At 49.4% G+C, this 20,382-nt stretch carries 18 protein-coding genes; 5 read left to right on the top strand and 13 right to left on the bottom strand.

Features of this window, described 5'->3' with window-relative positions; genetic code table 11:
- Nucleotides 1-34: 34 nt before the first annotated feature.
- The 5 genes from K7P76_RS03265 to K7P76_RS03245 form a co-directional block, all read right to left on the bottom strand.
- A complete protein-coding gene (locus tag K7P76_RS03265) occupies nt 35-856 on the bottom strand; it encodes a carbohydrate ABC transporter permease (RefSeq protein ID WP_232183348.1) in 822 nt (273 codons plus the stop codon).
- 16 nt (nt 857-872) lie between these two features.
- Nucleotides 873-1,769, bottom strand: a complete 897-nt coding sequence (locus K7P76_RS03260) for a carbohydrate ABC transporter permease (protein WP_232183338.1) — start codon at nt 1,767-1,769, stop codon at nt 873-875.
- Nucleotides 1,770-1,854: 85 nt separating this feature from the next.
- On the bottom strand, nt 1,855-3,135 hold the full coding sequence (locus K7P76_RS03255; RefSeq protein ID WP_232183336.1) for an ABC transporter substrate-binding protein: 1,281 nt from the start codon (nt 3,133-3,135) through the stop codon (nt 1,855-1,857).
- Nucleotides 3,136-3,281: 146 nt separating this feature from the next.
- Nucleotides 3,282-4,307 (bottom strand): LacI family DNA-binding transcriptional regulator, encoded by a 1,026-nt coding sequence (locus tag K7P76_RS03250; RefSeq protein ID WP_232183334.1) that lies wholly within the window; start codon nt 4,305-4,307, stop codon nt 3,282-3,284.
- A 158-nt stretch (nt 4,308-4,465) separates the two neighbouring features.
- Nucleotides 4,466-7,108, bottom strand: a complete 2,643-nt coding sequence (locus K7P76_RS03245; RefSeq protein ID WP_232183324.1) for a family 78 glycoside hydrolase catalytic domain — start codon at nt 7,106-7,108, stop codon at nt 4,466-4,468.
- A 140-nt stretch (nt 7,109-7,248) separates the two neighbouring features.
- Here K7P76_RS03245 and K7P76_RS03240 point away from each other — a divergent pair, with 140 nt between their 5' ends.
- Both K7P76_RS03240 and K7P76_RS03235 read left to right on the top strand, forming a co-directional pair.
- Complete coding sequence (locus K7P76_RS03240) at nt 7,249-8,124, top strand: AraC family transcriptional regulator (RefSeq protein ID WP_232183322.1); 876 nt, start codon at nt 7,249-7,251, stop codon at nt 8,122-8,124.
- Between the two features lie 184 nt (nt 8,125-8,308).
- On the top strand, nt 8,309-8,716 hold the full coding sequence (locus K7P76_RS03235; RefSeq protein WP_232183313.1) for a DUF1761 domain-containing protein: 408 nt from the start codon (nt 8,309-8,311) through the stop codon (nt 8,714-8,716).
- Nucleotides 8,717-8,821: 105 nt separating this feature from the next.
- Here the strand turns inward: K7P76_RS03235 and K7P76_RS03230 are convergent, their stop codons facing one another.
- The 5 genes from K7P76_RS03230 to K7P76_RS03210 all read right to left on the bottom strand — a co-directional run bounded on the left by K7P76_RS03230 (nt 8,822) and on the right by K7P76_RS03210 (nt 14,911).
- Nucleotides 8,822-9,181: a response regulator gene (locus tag K7P76_RS03230; protein WP_232183311.1), complete on the bottom strand. Its 360-nt coding sequence runs from the start codon at nt 9,179-9,181 to the stop codon at nt 8,822-8,824.
- Between the two features lie 105 nt (nt 9,182-9,286).
- Nucleotides 9,287-10,414, bottom strand: a complete 1,128-nt coding sequence (locus K7P76_RS03225; RefSeq protein ID WP_232183309.1) for a response regulator — start codon at nt 10,412-10,414, stop codon at nt 9,287-9,289.
- Complete coding sequence (locus K7P76_RS03220) at nt 10,411-13,428, bottom strand: response regulator (RefSeq protein WP_232183307.1); 3,018 nt, start codon at nt 13,426-13,428, stop codon at nt 10,411-10,413. The genes K7P76_RS03225 and K7P76_RS03220 overlap by 4 nt, the downstream gene beginning before the upstream one ends.
- A 131-nt stretch (nt 13,429-13,559) precedes the next feature.
- Nucleotides 13,560-14,330, bottom strand: a complete 771-nt coding sequence (locus K7P76_RS03215) for a TPM domain-containing protein (RefSeq protein WP_232183298.1) — start codon at nt 14,328-14,330, stop codon at nt 13,560-13,562.
- A gap of 17 nt (nt 14,331-14,347) precedes the next feature.
- Nucleotides 14,348-14,911 (bottom strand): LemA family protein, encoded by a 564-nt coding sequence (locus K7P76_RS03210; RefSeq protein WP_232183296.1) that lies wholly within the window; start codon nt 14,909-14,911, stop codon nt 14,348-14,350.
- 205 nt (nt 14,912-15,116) lie between these two features.
- On the opposite strand from K7P76_RS03210, the gene K7P76_RS03205 reads away from it, so the two are divergent.
- A complete protein-coding gene (locus tag K7P76_RS03205) occupies nt 15,117-16,265 on the top strand; it encodes a DUF4062 domain-containing protein (RefSeq protein ID WP_232183294.1) in 1,149 nt (382 codons plus the stop codon).
- Nucleotides 16,262-16,444, top strand: coding sequence for a hypothetical protein (locus K7P76_RS03200; protein ID WP_130605642.1), 183 nt, complete (start codon nt 16,262-16,264; stop codon nt 16,442-16,444). Before K7P76_RS03205 ends, K7P76_RS03200 begins: the two co-directional genes overlap by 4 nt.
- Before the next feature lie 63 nt (nt 16,445-16,507).
- Here K7P76_RS03200 and K7P76_RS03195 read toward each other — a convergent pair whose 3' ends face one another.
- The 3 genes from K7P76_RS03195 to K7P76_RS03185 all read right to left on the bottom strand — a co-directional run bounded on the left by K7P76_RS03195 (nt 16,508) and on the right by K7P76_RS03185 (nt 19,244).
- Nucleotides 16,508-17,431: a S66 peptidase family protein gene (locus K7P76_RS03195; protein WP_232183293.1), complete on the bottom strand. Its 924-nt coding sequence runs from the start codon at nt 17,429-17,431 to the stop codon at nt 16,508-16,510.
- A 78-nt stretch (nt 17,432-17,509) separates the two neighbouring features.
- The gene (locus K7P76_RS03190) at nt 17,510-18,496 is read right to left on the bottom strand and encodes an aldo/keto reductase (protein ID WP_232183291.1); all 987 of its coding nucleotides are present in this window, start codon (nt 18,494-18,496) and stop codon (nt 17,510-17,512) included.
- Nucleotides 18,477-19,244, bottom strand: coding sequence for a phytanoyl-CoA dioxygenase family protein (locus K7P76_RS03185; RefSeq protein ID WP_232183283.1), 768 nt, complete (start codon nt 19,242-19,244; stop codon nt 18,477-18,479). The genes K7P76_RS03190 and K7P76_RS03185 overlap by 20 nt, the downstream gene beginning before the upstream one ends.
- 214 nt (nt 19,245-19,458) lie before the next feature.
- Between K7P76_RS03185 and K7P76_RS03180 the strand changes: the two genes are divergently transcribed.
- Complete coding sequence (locus tag K7P76_RS03180; RefSeq protein WP_232183282.1) at nt 19,459-20,328, top strand: VOC family protein; 870 nt, start codon at nt 19,459-19,461, stop codon at nt 20,326-20,328.
- The last annotated feature ends 54 nt before the right edge of the window (nt 20,329-20,382 follow it).

The following is a 20,382-nucleotide window of genomic DNA, read 5'->3' as shown; positions in this document are numbered from 1 at the left end:
TCGTTTCTCTCCTTTTCTCTCTCGTTCAATTGCGCTACTCCTTTAATCCGGTAAAAGCGATTCCTTGCACGAAATAAGTTTGCGCGCACAAGAAAGCGATGACGAGCGGCGCAATCGAAATGGTGACCCCGGCCGTTAGAACCCCGTATTCCACGACATGCTGTCCCATGAACAGAGCCAGGCCCGCCGGAATCGTTCTCATCTCTTTGGAAGTCGTAATGATAAGCGGCCACATCAAGTCGTTCCAGTTGTACATTAAATGGAATATCGCTAGACTCGCGATAGCAGGCTTAGCCAACGGGATAATAATACGCGCATACAGACGAAGCTCCGAACATCCATCCATGCGGGCCGATTCGTCCAGTTCCTTCGGGAGTCCGATGAAAAATTGCCGCAGCATGAAAATACCGAAAGCGTTCGTGGCGCGCGGAACCATCAAGCCGAGAAACGTATCGATCCATCCCCAATCGTTCAGCATGAGGAATAGCGGAATCATCGTCACCTGAACGGGAATCATGAGCGCGACCAAGATTAGCACGAACGCTTTATCTTTTCCAGGGAAACGAAGCCGTGCGAAAGCAAACGCGGCCATGGAGTCGAACACGAGCGATACGACGGTAACGCCGACCGAGAAAATAACGCTATTCTTGAATAAAGTAAGGAACGGGATTCGGTTCCATATGTTCTTATAGGATTCAAGCGTGAAATGATCCGGAAACAGCTTGGGCGGAAAACGGACGATTTCCGTCTCGGGCTTAAGCGAAGTTAGAATCATCCATAGGAAAGGAAACAAGATAGCGGCGGCGGCCAATACCAGAACGAGGTAAGGAGCGCCGCGTCGCAATAATACAGCCATGCAGGCATTCCTCCTCTTAATCGGTCTGGTCAAAGCGGAACAACCGCAGTTGAACGATAGTGATCAGGAATACGACCATGAACAATAGCCAAGCCATCGATGATGCATATCCCATATCCAGCAATTCAAAGCCTTGATGATAGATGTAATACACGATTGTTTCGGTCGTATTAAGGGGGCCGCCGCGCGTCATGACATACACTTGGTCGAATACCTGAAAGGACGAAATGACCGATATGATGACCACGAACAGCAGCGTATGGCGTAAAGACGGCAATGTCACGCTCCAAAATCGTTGGAAAGCGTTAGCTCCATCCAGTTTAGCCGCCTCGTATAAGCTAACGGGTATTCCTTGGAGACCCGCAAGCAGGATAACGAGGTTAAACCCGACGTTTTTCCAAATCGCAACGAGGATGACCGCGGGCATGGCCCAAGTCGTACTCCTCAGCATATCCGGCATATTCAGCCCTATTTTGTTCAAATAGTAGGTTAATAGACCAATATCGGGATCCATCAAGAAACCCCAGACGATAGATATGACCGCGAATGAAGTAATGACGGGCAAGAAATAGATCGCCTTAAATACCGACAATCCCCTCAACGCCGCATTGCATAACAAAGCAAGTCCAAGAGAAGCCACAATGCAAAGCGGCACGGTTCCAAAAGTGTAATAGACGGTATTGTACACGGAATTCCAGAAGCGCTCGTCTTGCATCAGCACCCGGTAGTTGTTAAAGCCGATGAATTCACGGCCGGCCTCCATCAGATTCCAATGCCGAAAGCTAAGCCAGAAGGAATCGACGATTGGCCAGAAGACGAACAAACAAAGCGTTACCATCGAAGGCAGAAGGAACCAGATCGCCGCTCGGGTTTGCCGGTCAGGCGTGAATTTACGTCGTTTCAAGGAAATCATCTTGTCGTAAAGCCTCCTTCAGGCCGAATCGTCGCGAGGAGACCCGGCCTTCCGATTAGGTTGGCAGTATGGAATAGATCATTGTTTATTTGCCTTGCAGCAAATCGTTCAATTTCTTGTCCGCATCTTTCAGGACGTCTTCTACGGAGCCCTTCTTGTTCGTAATCGTTTGGATGGCCGGAATAAAGAGATCGTTATCGATCTTGCTCGCTTGCTCCTGACCTCCCAAGTAAAATCTCGCATCGTTGGCAACTGTAGCGAATTGGGCAGCGAACGCATTTTTCTTCAGTCCCGGATCGTTGGCAAGATCGGTACGTGCGGGCGGGAATCCGCTTTGAACGGACAAAGTGATTTGTTGCTCCTTGCTGTTCCAGAACTTCATGAATTCGAATACGGCTTCCTTATGCTTGGTGTTCTTCCCGCCAACAAGCGCGACGGAATCGGCGAGCGTAACCGGTCCTCCGGGTCCGACCGGAATCGGAGCGACCGCATAATTAAGCCCGGCCGCCGTAAATCCAGGAGTCATCCAAGGCCCCGTAACCGACATTGCCGCTTTGCTGGACAAGAACAACTTATCCGCTTCCGCGCCCGTCAGGTTTACCGGTGAAATTCCATCGTTGATGACAAGATCGGACCAGAATTTAACGGCAGCAATCGTCTTGCTATCCGCCAATAGGGAAGACTTACCGTCTGCGGAGGTAATGTCACCGCCACCGCCCCATATGAGAATCGGCCAGTTCGGTATCGTAGCGTGGTCTCCGATAACGAGACCGTACTGCTTGTCGCTTCCTTCCGACTTGGTCGTCTTTAAGATAGCGTCTTTCCATTCGTCCCACGTAGCCGGCGGTTTCTCGGGATCGAGACCTGCAGCCTTAAATAGATCTTTGTTGTAATACATCATCAGCGTGGCGAAGTTAGCTGGCGCCCCGAAGAATTTCCCGTCGAACTGCATCTGCTTGACCAGACTTGGCGGCAGCACAGATTGATCGATGTCTTTGGAAGAGTACAGGTCTTCCAGCGGCAAAATATTGCCGGCCTTCGCATATTGCGGAATGAGCGAAGCGTTAAATGCCGCGATATCCGGCCCCTTGCCACTGACAAGCGAAGTTGGCAGCTTGGCGAGAAGCGTATCCCAAGGCTGAATGTCCATCTCGATCTTAATCTTTGGGTGCGCTTTCATAAACTCGTTAACCATAGCTTCGTATGCTGGGCGATCCGGGCCCGTGAAGCCGTTCCAGAACGTTAGCGTTACTTCCTCGTCCGATTTTCCTTTGTTATTGCAAGCTGCTAGCAATGTACTTACGAGCAGGAGCAGCGCGAGTGCCGCAATCCATGGTTTACGGGTTTTGCTCATCGTTCGAATCATTGATCTTGCCTCCTTGGGATAAATGCTGGAAGACGGTACGTCAGGTTAATACGATGACCCCACATGCAGCTATTTCCGGCTGTTGACTGCGCCATCACCTCCTTAAATATTCATTTAAACCGGTTTAATTTTTACTGAAAATTTTTTTAATTTATTTCGCTCGACTCTCTAATAACAAGTTCGGTCGTCACTTTCGATTGAACTTCCGCGACTTCCTGTCCGTTCAATACGGCCATGAGCTTCTCTGCGGCCAATACGCCGATCTGCTTCATTGGCTGATGAACGGTTGTCAGCATAGGTGAAACGACGGAAGCCATCTCGATGTCATCGAATCCAACGATGGAAACGTCTTGCGGAACTTTCACTCCCTGCTCTTTGAAAACTTTAAGGACGCCAATGGCCATTAGATCGTTTCCTGCGAATACGGCATCGAATTCCCTTTTTTCCCGCAACAATTGTAAACCGGCTTCGTAGCCTGCGGCTCTGGAGAAATCTTTCTCTATAACCAGATTTGATTTAAATAAAATCTCGTTATCGTTAAGAGCTTTCTTATAGCCTTCCAAGCGATCCAACGCTTCCTGATGGTCAAGGGGACCGGAAATATGCACGATTCGCTTCCGTCCAAGCCGGATTAAATGTTCTGTCGCCTGGTATGCGCCGCCAAAGTCATCCCTTTCCACGGTTAATACGTCGGGATGAAGCCACCTGCCTAAGTATACGACGGGAAAACCCGACTCCACTACGCGAAGCAAATTGCGATCGTTAATCGACGCCGAGGAAAGGATAATCCCGTCGGCTCTGCGGTTCCGCAGGATTTTGTCATAGGCAACCGCTTCTTCCGCCTCAGAAGGCGTTGTCGACAGAAGCAAGTTATAGCTGTACCGGTTTAATACTTCGGTCATTCCTTCAAGCAGCTGGGCAAAATAAGGATGAGAAAACACATGCTGCGAGGTGTTCGGAATAATGAACGCGATCGCCCCGATTTTCTGCGAGCGCATGATGCGTCCGATTTCGTTCGGGGTGTATTGCAGTTTCTCGACCGTCTCCAGCACGTGAATTCTAGTTTTCTCATTGACGCGCGCATCTCCGCCAAGCGCAAGCGATACGGTGGCGGGAGATACGCCTGCCAGCTTCGCCACGTCCCGAATCGTAACTTTCCGGTTTTCTTTCATGTCTAGCGCTCCTGATGTCCCGATTCTTTAAACCGGTTTAATAACTTTATCCTAGAACGCTTTCCTCCATTTGTCAATCCACATTTTTTTTATGCAAAAATGAGGTCGACCAGAATGATCCGGCGACCTCATAATGTGAATCGTGATCAGCATTCAGCTTACCAACTAAACTTGTAATCCCCGGAGCCCACCGTGAGAACGACTCCTTTATCCGTCTGCTCGGTTGAATCCACGCCTGTTGCCTTATTCAAGGCAATCCCGCTCTCTTTTACGGAATCCGATCCCGCTCCCGGAAGTTGAATTTCCGCCGTTGTATTCGGAGGAATACTAACCTCAAGCTCCATTCCGCCTTGCTCCGTTTTCTTCCAAGAAGAACGAATCTTCCCGTACATCGTATCCAATCGGCCCTCCGCCCAGGTCAATCCTTCTCCAGGCTGAGGCCGGATGAATATGCGCTTATATCCCGCTGCTTGTTCATCCGTATCGATGCCGGCTACAGAGCGGTAAAGCCAATCGCCGATCGCTCCATAAGCGTAATGGTTAAACGAGTTCATGTCTTTGCTCCAGAAGCTGCCGTCTTCCTTGATCCCGTCCCAATGTTCCCAAATCGTCGTCGCGCCCTTGGTTACTTGGTACAGCCATGATGGGTAATCCTGTTGGAAAAGAAGCTTATAAGCCGCATCAAGATGGCCGTTGTCGCTTAGGACATGATTCAAATACGGGGTACCGACAAACCCGGTCGTCAAATGGAACTTGCTCTCTTCCAATAGCTCCATTAGTTTGTCGTTTGCCCGTTTCTTGGCTTTTCCTTCGAGCAGGCCGAACATGAGCCCCAGCACTTGGGCAGTTTGCGTCGGCACCGACAAACGGCCGGAAGGCGTAACGAATTCCTCCGTGAACGCTTCGACGATTCGTTCATAGAGCTCACCATAATTCAAAGCATCCTCTGTTTTACCAAGAACGGCAGCGGACTTCTGAAGCAGCGATGTCGAATAGGCATAGAAAGCGGTGGCAATGTAATCCCTGTCCGTTGCGCCGATATAGGTGTCAGGCTTGGAATCGAGACCGAGCCAGTCGCCGAAGTGGAAACCCGTATTCCACAAATACTCGTTATCCCCTTGGCTCCGAATATAACCGACCCACGCTTGCATGCTGTCATACTGCTCTTCCAATATTCGTTTATCCCCGTAACATAAGTATATTGTCCAAGGGCAGATAACGGCTGCGTCACCCCAAGCCGCAGAGGAGTGATCTTTATCGGACAACACTTGCGGGATAACGAAAGGAACGCCGCCGTTCTCCGTTTGATCCGCCGCTAAGTCCCTGCTCCATTTCGTAAAGAAAGGAGCAATGTTCTTCAAATAAGCAGCCGTACGGATGAACATCTGGGCGTCGCCCGTCCAGCCGAGCCGTTCGTCCCGTTGCGGGCAATCCGTCGGCACGTCGAGGAAGTTGCCTTTCAATCCCCATTCGATGTTGTGCTGAAGCTGATTGACGAGCGGGTCGGAACACTCAAATTCACCTGTTGAAGCCATATCGGTATGCAGCACGATGCCCGTGAAATCTTCCAGCCGAACCGCTTCGCCGAACCCGACTAAACGAACATACCGGAATCCTTGGAAAGTGAAGCGCGGCTCATACGTCTCTTTATCCCCGCCCTTCAGAATATACCGGATCGTCTGCTTCGCGGAACGTATGTTATCGGTATAGAAATTTCCTTCCTGGTCGAGAACTTCCGCATGGTGAATTTCAACCTCGCTGCCCGCCACGCCCTGTACCGTAAAACGCAGCCACCCCACCATGTTCTGACCGAGATCGATGACGGTTTCACCTTTAGGCGTCTTTATGAGCTCGATTGGTTTAATCTCTTCGATCTTCTTGACCGGATCGTTCTCTTGGGCGATCAGAACGTCGTTCGATTGTGATACTGCCTCCACGGCTTGCCAACCGCTGTCATCAAATCCGGCGCAACTCCAGGCCGGCAACTCCAACCGTGCGTCATACGTTTCTCCATGATAAATTTCGGACATGAGAACAGGGCTTCCCGCCGTTTTCCAACTTCCATCCGTTATGATTATTTCTTCTCTGCCATCTTCATAAATAAGATGCAGTTGCGCGAACAACGCCTGACGATCCCCGTAAAGGTTGCGCCTATCCCCCCAAGTAAGATACCCTTTGTACCATCCATTTCCGAGTGTCGCTCCAATGACATTTTCTCCACGGATAAGCTGTTCTGTAACGTCATAGGTTTGCACTTGAAGCCGATGCTTATAGCTGGTCCACCCCGGGGTAAAATAGCTGTCCCCTACTCGGGTACCGTTAAGTTCCAGCTCATAGAGCCCTAGCGCGGATGCGTATATGCGGGCTTGTTTAATTCCACCCGTTACTTCAAACCCTTTACGCAACAATGGACATTGTTCGGATTCGGAGTTTTGAGCCGTGCCAATCCATTGCGCCTGCCATTCCTTCTTATCCAGAATTCCCGTCTCCCAATAAGCTGGTTCCGACCAGCCGGAACTGTCACCATTCTGGTTCCAGCCTTTTACGCGGTAGTGGTAGCGCTTGCGAGAAACGACATTCAACCCGTCTAATTCCACATGAACGGACTGATCCGAGATCACCTTCCCCGAGTTCCACACGCCGTTCTCGAAGGATTGGTCATCCGCCACTTCAATCTCGTAAACCGATTGCTTGATAGATCTTTGATCCGACTTAAGCTTCCAGCTAATGCGGGGGTTTATTACGTCGATGCCTACCGGATTATTCTTATACTCGCAACGCAGCTCAATGACTTCCAACATAGATGAATAAGCTCCCTTCAAAATACAACCTTTTGTTACCTATGATATAATGGAGCCGTTGCGATGTATTGCGGTAAAACGGACATCTTATTGCGGGCAAACAGCCATTTCAAATTTCTCGGAAAGGGATGCTTCTGCGAATGAATCGACCTATTGAAACGTATAAAGGCGAAATTTATTTTCTTAACGACTTGCTTCTATATGTTAACCGAGCTACTGAGGACTTCACAGCTCCGATGCATAATCATGATTTCATTGAATTTGCTTTTATCGCGGAAGGCAATGGCTTCCACCATATCGGAGATGAGGTACATGAGGTTCGTAAAGGGCAACTGTTCTACATCCCCATCGGGATTTCCCACGTGTTCCGTCCCGTATCCACAGACTTGGCCAAGCATCCTCTCATCGTGTACAACTGCGTGTTCTCGCCGCGGCTTCTTACCAAATTGGGTGAATTCGCTTCCGATAGCAACATTCGCGAATATATAGCATCATTAATTGATGGTTCCGAATCTTACTTCTATCTTCTTGATGCAAGCGATTCAATCGAGAAGCTGTTTCTATTGCTTCACCGCGAATATGCCTTGCCAAGAGAAGGCTCTTTCGACTATCTCTACACGCTGCTTCTTCAGCTGCTAATCGTCGTTCATCGGATGAAGGAAGACCCGCAATCCCCGCCTGCCCGCAAGCTCACCCACTTTGATCATCTGTTAACGTATATGGAACAGAACTTGTCCAGCGAGCTCACTTTGAGCCATCTGTCGGAGATTAGCCGATGGAGCGAGCGGCATCTCCAGCGCCTGTTCAAGCAGCATACCGCGCAGTCCTTCAACCGATACCTCCAGTCGCTGCGCATACAGAAGAGCTGCGAGCTCTTAAGAAGTACAGCATACAAAATCAGTACAGTCGCCGAGATGGCGGGTTACAAAGATATCGCATCATTCATCGCCGTATTTAAGCGCAACGTGGGCAATACGCCCAGCGGTTATCGGAAAGCGGCAAGCCAGCTTTCCTGAACATAAAGTCGCTTTTTCCGACCATAGTGCGGCGCTTCGGCCAACTATCCTGCTCATAGTCGCTTTATCCGACCATAGTGTGGCGCTTCCTCCAATAAAGAGGGAATTGCCCCGCTCGCTTTCCGTAGAAAAACCATGGGACATGTGTAACAATGAAGACAAATATAAACGAGGAGGATTTAAAATGATTGATTGGTCAGAGGTTAACTATTGGGCTGTGCTTGCTGCGACTGTTTCAACGATGATACTCGGATTTCTATGGTATTCGCCCGTTTTGTTCGGCAACGCATGGATGAAGCAGATTGGCAAGAAGAAGGAGGAGATGTCGGGGGGAGGTCCGCTTACATATATTCTCACAGCTGTTACGGCACTAGTAGGTGCATGGATGTTAGCTCTGCTGTTGACGTTGGCCGATAAGACTACGATCTCTTCCGGACTAACCGTCGGTTTGTTGGTCGGTTTGAGCATCTCCGCTAAAATCGGAATGAACTATTTATTCGAAGGCAAGAAAATAGGATTATACCTCATCACGATCGGATATCATTTGGTTTCCTATCTCGTAGCGGGACTTATTATAGGGGCGATGCAATAGATTCCGGCTAATTGTTCTTCACCAGCCGCCGTGGCATACGAAAATCCGCTTTGCTCCTATGCGAGCAAAGCGGTTACGTTATTTTCTATAATGATCCGGTCCGCGTTAAGCTAGTGCCTTGTCCACGGCTTCCAGCACGCGGTTGGACTGAAACGGCTTAATGATAAAGTCCTTGGCTCCGCTTTGGATCGCTTCGATAATCAAATTTCTTTGCCCCATAGCGGAGCACATGACGATATTAGCCTTCGGATCCAGCTTACGGATTTCCTTCACGGCTTCAACGCCCTCCATGACAGGCATCGTAATATCCATTGTCACCAGATCAGGACGCATTGCCTTATACCTGTCCACCGCTTCTTGGCCATTCGCGGCTTCGAATATAACCTCGTGTCCGGCCTTCACCAATATATCTTTAAGCATAGCCCGCAAAAACGCGGCATCGTCGACTACCATTATTTTCGCCATCTGCAAGACCTCCCGGTCAGGGAACAAGCCCTAGTATGGCAGTTGCGTTCATTCTGCCTTTCTTCGATCATAACCGACAGAACTTAACAAATTCTGAACAATCGCTTAAGAGGACTTGCGATCGTTCCAGTCGTCGAACCATTTCGTAATGCTTTCATCCGGATGCATCCCGAAATCCGCGGCAAGCATACGCGTAAGGTTGGCATATTGATGCTGAACCTCGGAAGTATTTCCAAGCTTATCGAATAACCTCATCAGCCCGAAATAGCTTTCCTCGATCTCGGGAAATCGCTCCTGAATTTGCTGATGCAAAGAGATGGCATTGCTGAACAGTGCCGATGTTTCCATCTGCGATGCATTCTTAAGCGCATGCTCAAGCCACAACGCCCTTAAGCGTTCTCTCTCGCTTTCCGCCCACAGGTATCCTTCCGTCTCCAGGTAATCCCCGCGATACTCCGTCAGCAGCAAATGATGCATTTTCTCGGGATTTCCTTCATTCGCCGCTTCCCGCACAGCCATCTCCCACATTCGCGTGTCCACTTGCATGCCGGACGCGAGGTCAAGGCAATACCGGCCCTCTTTGTATTCGATCCTTAGGGGAATGCAGGCATTTTTCAGCGTTTGACGGATTTGATAGATCGTCGTATGAAGAAGCGTGACGGCTTTCTCTATATGCACGTCCGGCCAAATTCGATCAAGAAGCTCATCCTTATTCGGCGTTCTATCCCCAAGATGAATCATATAGGCGAACAGTTCCTTAGCCTTCGTCGTTCTCCACGGGATCTCAAGCGAACCTCCCTGCGAATCCAGAAAGCTCATATGGTGAAACAAACGAAGCTTAGTTACGGACTGCTCTCGGGATTCGCGTCCGGAACCGGGGCGCATCGCCTGAAGCCGCTTCAAGGTGATATCCAATCTTTTTAATTGTATCGGCTTAAGCAAATAATCGACGGCCGCCATTTCGAATGCCTCGATCGCGTATTGCTCGTAAGCGGTCACGAACACGATATGCAGCTCCGGATTAACGGACTGAAGGCGCGAAGCCAACTCCAAGCCGTTCATCTCGGGCATTTCGATATCCATGAAAGCAACTTCCGCGCCAAGGCTTTCATGATGCTTTAGAGCTTCCCTCGGATCTTGAAACGTTCCCGCCACTTCTACGTCAAAACGCTGCAGCATGCGGACCATGCTTTCGAGCGCTAAATTCTCGTCATCGATCACGATAACCTTCATGCCGATTCCTCCTTCATGATTGGGATTCGGAAGCTCACTTCAGTGCCAAGACCCGCTTCGCTTACGATCTTCAGCCCCGAGCCATGCGCATTGATTAAACGCCGATGCACGTTCATAAGTCCGATTCCCGCACGGTAATCTCCCGACATTACGGCTTCCAGCCTGCCCGGCGCGAATCCGACTCCGTCGTCGCGTACTTTAATTAAATAACCGTCCGGCTCCGCCGCCACTTCGATGTGAAGATGGCCCCCTTCAAAACGGGGCAATATTCCATGGCGGAGGGCATTCTCTACGATCGGTTGAATCGAAAGCGGGGGAAGATGGAACAAAATATGCTCGGGTATCAAGACGGACAACCGCATCCGATCCCCGAATCGGGCTTGTTCAATCTGCAAATAGGATTGCACAAGCATCCACTCCTTGGTAAAGGGAACGCGCTTGTCCAAGTTTCTCATATCAAAGCTGCTTCTAAGGTATCTGCCGAAATCGTTCAATAGCACCCGGGTTCTTTCCGGGTCGATCTCGCTTAAGCTGGCGATCGTATTCAAGGTGTTGAAAAGAAAATGAGGTTTAATTTGCGCTTGGATAAGCGCCATCTCCATATGAAGCTGATCGCGGATCGACTGTTTCATTCTAAGCAAAGTTCGCGTTCGCGCCCTAAATTCGGAAACGTCGATCGGCTGGGTGACATAATCGTTCGCGCCGGCATTAAAGCCGACTAGCAGGTCTGCCGGCTGATTGCGTGACGTTAGGAAAAGTACGGGCAATTCATAGAAGGATTTCCTTTCGCGAATATGGCGGCACAGTTCATAACCGGACAGACGGGGAAGCATGACATCGAGTACAACCAAGTCCCAGTCCGATTCCCGCTCCCATGCTTTCAAGCCCTGCAAGCCATCCGAGACGGCTGTTACGCGCAGTCCCTCTTGCCCAAGAATATCCGCCATGATCTTAAGGGTAGTCGGATCATCGTCTACGATCAATACCTTCGGTGCATCAGCGGGCAAGCTAGATTGGGCACCAGCAGCGGCAACTTCGGATTGTGCTTCATCCGATTCATCTGTCCCCCATGCAAGCGAATCAGACAATTTGAGCTGTTCCTCAAATATGGGAAGCGAGAATCGAAGCTCTATTAACGAGGGGGAAAAGGATGGATTCGTATTCAAGAAGCCCCCATGCATCTCGATCAATTTGCGGCTGATCTCCAGATTTAACCCGGATTCCGATATTTGCTCACCTTGCTTGTTTGCGCTGCCTGGAGCACTTATCGTCACAGAAACCTCATCTTGTCCTTCGGCCCATTCCGCCTTCACGGCAATGATACCCTCGGCGCCAGACTTGGCTGCGTAATGAAGCAGGTTAAACAAAATTTGCATCAAACGCTGTTCGTCGGCTTTAACGTAAGGAAGGCCGGACTCCGTGCGATTCTCAAAGCGGGTCGTGGCGTTGCCCGTCATATAACGCATAACTTCAAGAACCCCGTTAATCGTCATGCGGACATCAACCGCCCTCAACTGCAATTCGAACCCGCCATCGTTGAGCTTGGACAAATCCATAATATCGTTTAACGAATGGGCTAGTCTTCTCCCCGTCGCAACCATCAGGGCAAGGCGTTCTTCCTGCCGCTCATCCTTTAGGCCGCCTTCGTCGATCATAATCTGAGCTAGATTTACAATGCCATGCAGGGGTAACCGGATTTCTTGGGAGGTGTTCGCCAGGAAGTCGTTTTTAAGCCTATCGGCGACTAATAAACGTTTCGATATAATTTCCACTTGCTCCATATTGTTAAAAAACCGCTTCGCTATGAACATAGCCATCGTTAATACGAACAAAATCCGTTTATACGGCAGTACCCCTGTTTCCGGGGCTAATCCCAAATAATTAATGGCTTGGTCTAAGCTCTCCATTAGAATGCACATAGCCGCGATTAAGGAGTACGTTGACCCGTCTTCTCTTTTTAGACCGCTAATGAGCAGAATGTAAAAGGAATAGGAAAAGAGAACTCCATAAACACCCATCATGATCAATTCGAATTGGGAAAACACGTAAACCTTCGTAAATAAAACGAAACAGACGTCAGCTGCGGTTAAGATTCCTATGAACTTAACCGTTCGCCGCCGGCCTATTCCCGGGAACATCGAGAGGACGAACATAAACAAAGACAGGTACACCCCGATAGAGGGCAGCATCTGCAATTTGGTTTGCCATTCGTAGTCGATTTGCGGGAACAGCCAGAACAAAAGCCGATCCTCATGCGTCGCCCAGAAGAGTAACGACATCCAAAAAAACAGACTGAAATACAGCAGTTCTTTATTGGATCTGCGAAAGAAAAAGAGAAACAAAAAATAGACGCCGCTTATGATATAAAATCCCATTAAAAGATTGTTCCCAATGAATCCGAGCTTGTAGCTGCGATCTATCGCTTCCGACGATCCGAATCGAATATTGTGAAAAATACCGCCGAAGCTCCCATAATCAAAGTTAGCCGTTGCAATAACAAGCTCCACTTTGTCTCCGTTCGCAGAGAACTTTGCCGTGTAAGGCATAACTCGAGGTTTCGTGCTGGCGCTGTCCGTTCCCGGTTCCCCTTCTTGTCCGACGAGTTTGCCGTCGATATACATTCGGTGGGCGGTTCTGATGATCTGCGCATTTACGGCATATTCTAAATCCTTTTGACGGGGCATAATGATTTCTAACTTATACGTACCATAACCGAATGGAGTCGGCTTATCGGGAGAGATCGCGCGATCCCAAGCGCCCGGCACTTTCAAAAATTGTGCTTTCTCTATGCTGGATAGAAGCTGCCCCGGCTTCGGTTCAAGAAGCATTCCCGGATAGAACGCCCATTGTCCCTGCAATGGAATAACTCCGCCCTCTCGAGCGTCCCACTTGGACAAGTCCAATATGCCCGCCTTCGCTTGCGGTGCGTTACGATCTCCCTCGTAAACCCGATAAAACCGTATGCCGAAAAAAATAATAAAAATAATAACGATTATCCCGATTTTCGCCTTCATTCCGCCTGTCACCTATATTCCCGATCCGTCATTCGTGCTTTTTCTATAAATTTCTACAAAGAGATAGCAGGTTCCTGCCAATAAGAAAGAGCCCGGAACCTAAAGTCCGGACTCTAATCGCCGCCTTGCTGTCATCTGCTGGCTCCGCCGCCGCCCGAAGAACCTCCGCCTCCGCTGCCTCCGCCTCGTCCCCCGCCTCCTGATCCGCCCCTGCGGCCGATCAAGTTGAGTATGGTGAACGTAATCGCGCCGCCCGTAAACTTGAAGTCCAGGAAAATGAGCAAAACGACGCCGAGCCCCAGCAATATTTTCACGAACCCAGGCATACTTCCGAAAAACCCGTTGCCGTCATGAGTACCAAGCGGGGGCAAGTTATCATCGGTCACTCCGGACGCATCCAATCCGTATTCCGCCGCAACCTCGTTCACGATAGCACTTTGCGTCTGGGAGAAAGCAAGATCGATATGGCCCGCATCGCGATTAGGGACAAAATATTGGTCGAGTATCGCCCCGGCTTTACCATCGGGTATACGCCCCTCCAGACCGTAGCCGACTTCAATGCGCACATGCTTGTCAGAAGTGGAATAGAGGAGGAGCACGCCATCGTTACGTTCCTTGTCTCCCAGACCCATCTCCCGGAATCGGGTTACCGCGAAATCTTCAAGCGTCTGCCCGTTAAGCGAGCTAACCGTCACTACCCCGACTTGAGCCGTTCCCGTCTGTTCATGAAGCCAGATGGCGCGGTTATAGAGTTCATTCTTCGTTTGCTGAGAGATGACATTCGCTTCGTCTTGTACATATACGCCATATACGGAATCCCCTTTCGCCGATGCTCCGCCCGCTGTCATGGACATGGCGGCTAATAGAAGTAAACCGAATACCGCATATAATTTATTATGCAAACCTAGGCGAGCCATCGTTAAAATTGGACTTCAGGCACGGTTTCCGCACCCGGTGCCGCTTTGAAAAATTCCTTCTTCTCGAAACCGAACATAGAAGCATAGATCGCAGCCGGGAACCTCTTGATTTTCGTATTATAGGCGGTTACGGAATTATTATAGTCTTGGCGCGCGACCGCGATGCGGTTTTCCGTCCCCGATAATTCATCCATTAGACGGGTAAACTGCGCATCTGCTTTAAGATTCGGATAATTCTCGACGACGACGAGCAGTCTCGACAGGGCGCCTTCCAATTGGTTGTTCGCATCCGCCTTCTCTGCAGTCGTACCCGCGCCGGCAAGCTTGCTTCTCGCATCGGCAATCGCTTTGAATACTTCCTTCTCATGTGCCGCATACCCTTTGACCGTACTCACCAGGTTCGGGATCACGTCCTCCCGGCGCTGAAGCTGCGTATCGATTTGCGCCGCCTTATTGTCCACCGTCGTTTCCGAAGAAACCAACCTGTTATAGGATCCTACCGCCGAGAAAATCACGATTAATACGATTGCCCCAACCACTAGCCATGTCATCGTTGAACGTTTCATTTGAACTCCTCCATCAATGTGTAAATTACCGACTTCAACTTAGCGGACTTTCCCGTCTTTAACCAGCTTGTCCATCGCCCGTGTATCTCACAACTCCATTTTTCCAGCATCTAGATGATTTAGCGTATGCTCGATACGATGTTCAGATAACACCTATTGGGCTATAATGGAAGGAAACTTACTCGGAACGGGGGCGTGTTGACGATTGGCCAAAACAAAGATATTTATTAGTTCAGTCAACGAGGATGGACTTAAACGTCTGCGTAAAGAGGCATTCACGGAATTAAGGGATCTCGGACACGAACCTCTGATGTGGGAACAAAATCTTGGCCCCTGGCCGGCAAATATAGATCCTGTCGTCAAATGCTTGGAGGCCGTTGATGAGGCCGATATTTTCCTGCTGTTTATTGGCAATAACGGCGGCACTTATTACAAGGACGCCCAGCGAACCGTCACCCACATGGAATTCATCAAAGCTTACGACAAAGGTAAAACGATTCTTATTTTCGTCGATACTACGGTTAAAAACATTTTCTTCGAAACCGTCAAGAGATGGATGGATGAATTTCTCGAGCAATACATAAGCGAATCCCATCAACATCCCTCACCTGAAGTCATCCTATCCGCTCTTAAACAAAATCCGGACATTCCAAACCACATAGATGCTTATGTCTGGTTTCTGCTTCATGACCTAACTATCCGCAATGTTTACTTGGATGACTTATCCCTCGGCGTCAGAATCGATTGGAAAGAGTATTTCAGCGATTTGCTTCGCAGAGGTTCCATGCTGCTTCCTCTTCAGCATTCAATCGTGGAGAACGGCAGGAGGCTAGAGCAGTCTGAAGATGCATTCCGATTGCTGTCGGAACTGTCTTTGCTCATGCAAACATCCGAGAAACCTAATTACGAGTCAATTTTAAGAGCCATTATGAATAAAATGTCAGGCGGAATTATCGAGCAGCAGTATGGACAGTATATGTCTGAGGTTATAGGTTCCTATAAAGCCTGTATCGGAGCGACGCTGTATGTAAACGATAACGACAAGATGAAATATGTCGCCAAATGCGCCGATGTCGCCTGGAATCGTTCCTTCAGGCTGGACGATCAAAGCTCGTACGTCGCCTTGACCTATAATATGAATAAGGATACCGTTCATTATACGCAAGCAAAACAAATGTTCTATTACTGCTTCAAACGGGGTAAATACGTTCTAACCCTGCACTTTCCCTCGGAATCGGATTGGGACAACCGGAAGTACATGATCTACCAAGAAAGCGTGAATGATGCTATAATTAATAAAAATCCTTACTTGGTCGAGATTATCAAAATGATCTTAGGAGGCATGCAGCCATGAGTGTATACGTATCGAAGAACGGCAAAGTAAGCCTTGCGGTCGGCGATCAACCGAAGGACGCGCTCTTGTTCGCTCCTTCCAAGAAATCATCTGCGCAATTAGTCAAAGAGGATTTATCCGCTTGGAAACTAAGCAACTCAATCATTCAGGAACGCTTCGCCAAAGCCACGAAGCGCTAAATAGACAAATACATAAACACCCGCAAGGTCATTCATGACTTTGCGGGTGTTTATGTATTCAAGCTAATACCGTACCGCCGGCTCCAAAAAGGTGATTAAACCGTTGGAAGCGTTCATGTTCGCGAATGCTCCGATCGGAATAGCCGCTTTGTAAACGCCGTGCCCTGAAGCAAGGTTCGTCAGCAACGGTTTGCCCAGCGGTACGATAAAATCGTTTATCAAGTCCTCATAGGTTTGACCGTATGCATCCATACAGTTCGTACACTCCCCCAAGAGAATACCGCTGCAATCGTTGAATTTACCCGCAAGCTTAAGTTGTTCCACATAGCGGTATACCGTATTCACGGGTTCATGAGTTTCTTCGAGCAACAGAATTTTCCCCGTCGTATCGATTTCGAAAGGCGTGCCCAGAGAACCGACCAACGAAGTCAGGTTGCCCCCAACGATCGGACCGCTTGCACTGCCAGGCACTTTACCCGAAAGCGGTTTTTCGGGGGGATTGTTAAGAGGACGAGGTACGACGACGGATGAGGTTGCCGTGAAAAATTGCTCGAAGTTGTAGGGGGGAGTCCCCGGTCTAAAATCGATGAGAAGCAAGCTATGGAGAGTAACGATACCGGAAAACTGCGTCAGCGCGTTCAACAATACCGTGATATCGCTATATCCGCTGACGATCTTGGGATGGCCGCGAATATAATCGTAATCCAGGTATGGCAATATCCCTTCTACGCCTACGCCGCCGCGAGAAGGCAAAATCATTTTCACCCGTTCGTCCGCGAACATATTCATTAAATCCTCGGCACGTTCTTGATCGGTTCCCGCCAAGTATCCGTTCTGCGCGTAAACATACTTCCCTGCGATGACCTTTAGCCCCATCGATTGCAAATAAGCGATTCGCCTGTTGATGACATCGGCATCCAAAGGACTGCCTAACGTCACGATGCCTACCGTATCACCCTGTTGCAACGCCAATGGTTTAATTGCCATTCGCACCCTCCCCCCGCAACTCCCCGTCGTTTCCATGTTATGTGGGAAAGCAGGTAAATAGGATGATCAGCTTAGCGATTACCAGTACTTATGCTCGTACAAATTCCTCACCCAGCGATGATGATATCTCAGCTCTTCGAACACATCCGCTGGAAGCGGCCCCGCGTTCAGGGCTGCCATGTTCGAATCGGCATGCTGCTTCACGTGCATAGACACGACAGCCGTCGTGACGCCCGGATCCTGCAGCGCGAACCGCAACGCCAATTCAGCCAAACTGCCCGCATGTTGAGGAACAAAGCTCTTCAATCTCTCCGTTCTCCGAATATACTCTTCCCGCGGGCCGGCATCGAAATAGCCGTTCCTGAAATCGTCTCCCGCAAATTCCGATTCAAGCGTTAGGAACCCGGTTAATCCCCCTTCGTCCAAGACGCATCGGGCAATGAACGCCACGCCGAGCTTGCGGCACAATGGAACCAAATTATCCAGAGCAATCGGATCGAACACGTTCAAGATCGATTGAACCGAATCTATGGCGCCCGATTGAATAAGATGCAGCGCCATATCGTGACGGTGATCCGGAACCGAAATGCCGATAAAACGGATTTTGCCCTGCTCCTTCAACTGCAACAGCTCATCCATCCAGTAATCGCTGTAATCCCATAGCGGCCAATACTGATGCATCTGTACCAAGTCTATGGCTTCCACCCCAAGCTGGACAAGCGATGTTTCCACGCTCTCTGACAACGATCCCGGTGGGTAAGCTTCCATTACTTCCACCGGTCTTCCCCACCCATTAGCGTGAGGCTGAACTTTGGTTGCAAGGAACGGCCGTTCACCCCTCCACTCTCTTAGGGCTTTGCCGATAAGCGCTTCCGAATCCCCGTATAATCTTGCCGTATCCACGAGATTGATTCCGCTCTCCAAGCTGTGCAATACGGCTTCGACCAAAGCCTTCTCCTCGAAACGGCCGAACGTCCCTTGCGCCAAACCCATCGCTCCGAAGCCCAGCCTCGATACTCGTACGTTCTCAAAACGTCCAAATGAACTAAACTGCGTCTGCTTCATCAAAATGATCCTGGGCTTTAATATTGGAAATATCCAGAAACGCTTTGCCGTCTTTGGCAATAACCATCTTCTTGAAAGATTTACCGTTCTTCAAATTCGTCGTGTGGGTCGGAAAATATTGCAGAATATACCCTTTACGGACGTTGTCGCTTACGTTAGGTCCGCTGCGGTGAAAGAGCAAGGATGAGAATACGACCATGCTGCCTTTCTTCAACTCCACCGGCGTTCCCGGATCGTCCCCGAAATAACATTGCCACCCGATCGGAGTGTTCTTATGCTCAACGATACCTTGCTTGTGCGTTTTCTCCTTGATCCAGATGCAGCCGTTCTCGACGGTGGCGTCCTCTAGGGCGAGCCAGCAAGTTACGTATTCGTCCGACAGCACGTTGCCATAGCCGTTATCCTGGTGCCAAGGGAAATCCTTCAGCGTCTCCGGCCGTTTATATACCGCTTGATCCCAATACAAAGCGATGTCCGGACCGAGAATCGCCGTCGATATGTCCACGAACCGTTCGTCCCCGCAAAATCGTTGGAATACTTCGCCTTTTTTCACCAGGTTCGTCGTAAACGTAATTTCCTTCGCCCGGCTCATTCCTTCGGTTACTTCCTTGGCAAGCAGTGCTTCCTCGTCCTCTTTAACGATATTGTCGATTGCTCGGGTAAGCTCGTTCATTTCCTTTTCCGTAAACAAGTTTTCCAGAATAAAATAACCGTCCTCTTCGAATTTGCGCAACTGTTCCGCATTCATGTTATTCAGCAGCTCCTTTGTTTAAGAATTGCTTACATCATAAAGCGAGCTATGCTAGGAGAACTATGGCGAAACAAAACTTTGTTTTGTACTTTTCGTACTTTCTGGGCATTCCGGATAAAATAAACGGAGCTCGACCGATTTACATAACACAATTTATTTGCTATAGTTACTTACATAAAGTAACCATTATAATTTCCTTGGAGGAATGATTATGTCTCGATCGATACATGCAGATACCGTACTCGGAGTACTCAAGCTGAAGATTAGCAATCTCGAGCGTTCGATCCAATTTTACCGCGAGGTCGTCGGTTTTCAGGTGCTTAGCCAAGACGCCACAACTGCCCGATTAACGGTGGATGGGCATAAAACCTACCTTATCCTCGAAGAAGTTCCGAATGCCGCCGTCGTTCCGAGAAGGTCCGCGACGGGGCTGTATCACTTCGCCATTCTTGTACCGACAAGAGAGCAACTAGGCTTGTCCTTGCGTACGCTGATCAAATCCGGCATCCATATCGGACAAGGCGATCACATGGTGAGCGAAGCTCTGTATATTTCGGACCCGGATAACAATGGAATCGAAATTTATTGCGATCGTCCTCGGTCGGAGTGGAAAAAAGATGCGGAAGGCAACTATATTATGGGCTCGGATCCGGTCGATATCGAGGGCTTGCTGAAGCTGGCGGGGGATAAACCTTGGTCGGGATTAGCGGCGGAAACGATCTTGGGGCATATCCATTTGCATGTCAGCGAGCTCTCCAAATCCAAGGCGTTCTATTGCGATATTCTGGGATTCGATCTCGTTGCGGACGCCTCGAAAATGATGGGTGCGTTGTTCATTTCCGCGGGAGGTTATCACCACCATATCGGAATGAACATATGGGCAGGGGTCGGAGCGCCGCAACCCCCGGCCAACGGCACGGGATTAGCTTATTATACGATCGTGCTCCCCTCACCCGTAGAGTTAAACGTTACGTTGGAGAAGCTTAGGAATGCCGATATACCTGTCGCTGAACAGGGCGATCATTGGGAGTTGAAAGATCCTTCCGGCATTGAAATTAGACTGATGGCCTCGGCGGCTTAACTTCACTTCGACGGTGAAAAAGGACAGGTAAAGTCATTACGACTTTGACCTGTC

This window comes from Cohnella silvisoli, assembly GCF_021190915.1.
GTDB classification, from domain to species: domain Bacteria; phylum Bacillota; class Bacilli; order Paenibacillales; family Paenibacillaceae; genus Cohnella; species Cohnella silvisoli.
This window is presented reverse-complemented; position numbering and strand designations above follow the sequence as displayed.

Bases quoted from the DNA above. Each gene is read 5' to 3' on its own strand.
- K7P76_RS03265 (WP_232183348.1), bottom strand. From the start codon at position 856: ATGGCTGTATTATTGCGACGCGGCGCTCCTTACCTCGTTCTGGTATTG.
- K7P76_RS03260 (WP_232183338.1), bottom strand. From the start codon at position 1,769: ATGATTTCCTTGAAACGACGTAAATTCACGCCTGACCGGCAAACCCGA.
- K7P76_RS03255 (WP_232183336.1), bottom strand. From the start codon at position 3,135: ATGATTCGAACGATGAGCAAAACCCGTAAACCATGGATTGCGGCACTC.
- K7P76_RS03250 (WP_232183334.1), bottom strand. From the start codon at position 4,307: ATGAAAGAAAACCGGAAAGTTACGATTCGGGACGTGGCGAAGCTGGCA.
- K7P76_RS03245 (WP_232183324.1), bottom strand. From the start codon at position 7,108: ATGTTGGAAGTCATTGAGCTGCGTTGCGAGTATAAGAATAATCCGGTA.
- K7P76_RS03240 (WP_232183322.1), top strand. From the start codon at position 7,249: ATGAATCGACCTATTGAAACGTATAAAGGCGAAATTTATTTTCTTAAC.
- K7P76_RS03235 (WP_232183313.1), top strand. From the start codon at position 8,309: ATGATTGATTGGTCAGAGGTTAACTATTGGGCTGTGCTTGCTGCGACT.
- K7P76_RS03230 (WP_232183311.1), bottom strand. From the start codon at position 9,181: ATGGCGAAAATAATGGTAGTCGACGATGCCGCGTTTTTGCGGGCTATG.
- K7P76_RS03225 (WP_232183309.1), bottom strand. From the start codon at position 10,414: ATGAAGGTTATCGTGATCGATGACGAGAATTTAGCGCTCGAAAGCATG.
- K7P76_RS03220 (WP_232183307.1), bottom strand. From the start codon at position 13,428: ATGAAGGCGAAAATCGGGATAATCGTTATTATTTTTATTATTTTTTTC.
- K7P76_RS03210 (WP_232183296.1), bottom strand. From the start codon at position 14,911: ATGAAACGTTCAACGATGACATGGCTAGTGGTTGGGGCAATCGTATTA.
- K7P76_RS03200 (WP_130605642.1), top strand. From the start codon at position 16,262: ATGAGTGTATACGTATCGAAGAACGGCAAAGTAAGCCTTGCGGTCGGC.
- K7P76_RS03195 (WP_232183293.1), bottom strand. From the start codon at position 17,431: ATGGCAATTAAACCATTGGCGTTGCAACAGGGTGATACGGTAGGCATC.
- K7P76_RS03190 (WP_232183291.1), bottom strand. From the start codon at position 18,496: ATGAAGCAGACGCAGTTTAGTTCATTTGGACGTTTTGAGAACGTACGA.
- K7P76_RS03185 (WP_232183283.1), bottom strand. From the start codon at position 19,244: ATGAATGCGGAACAGTTGCGCAAATTCGAAGAGGACGGTTATTTTATT.
- K7P76_RS03180 (WP_232183282.1), top strand. From the start codon at position 19,459: ATGTCTCGATCGATACATGCAGATACCGTACTCGGAGTACTCAAGCTG.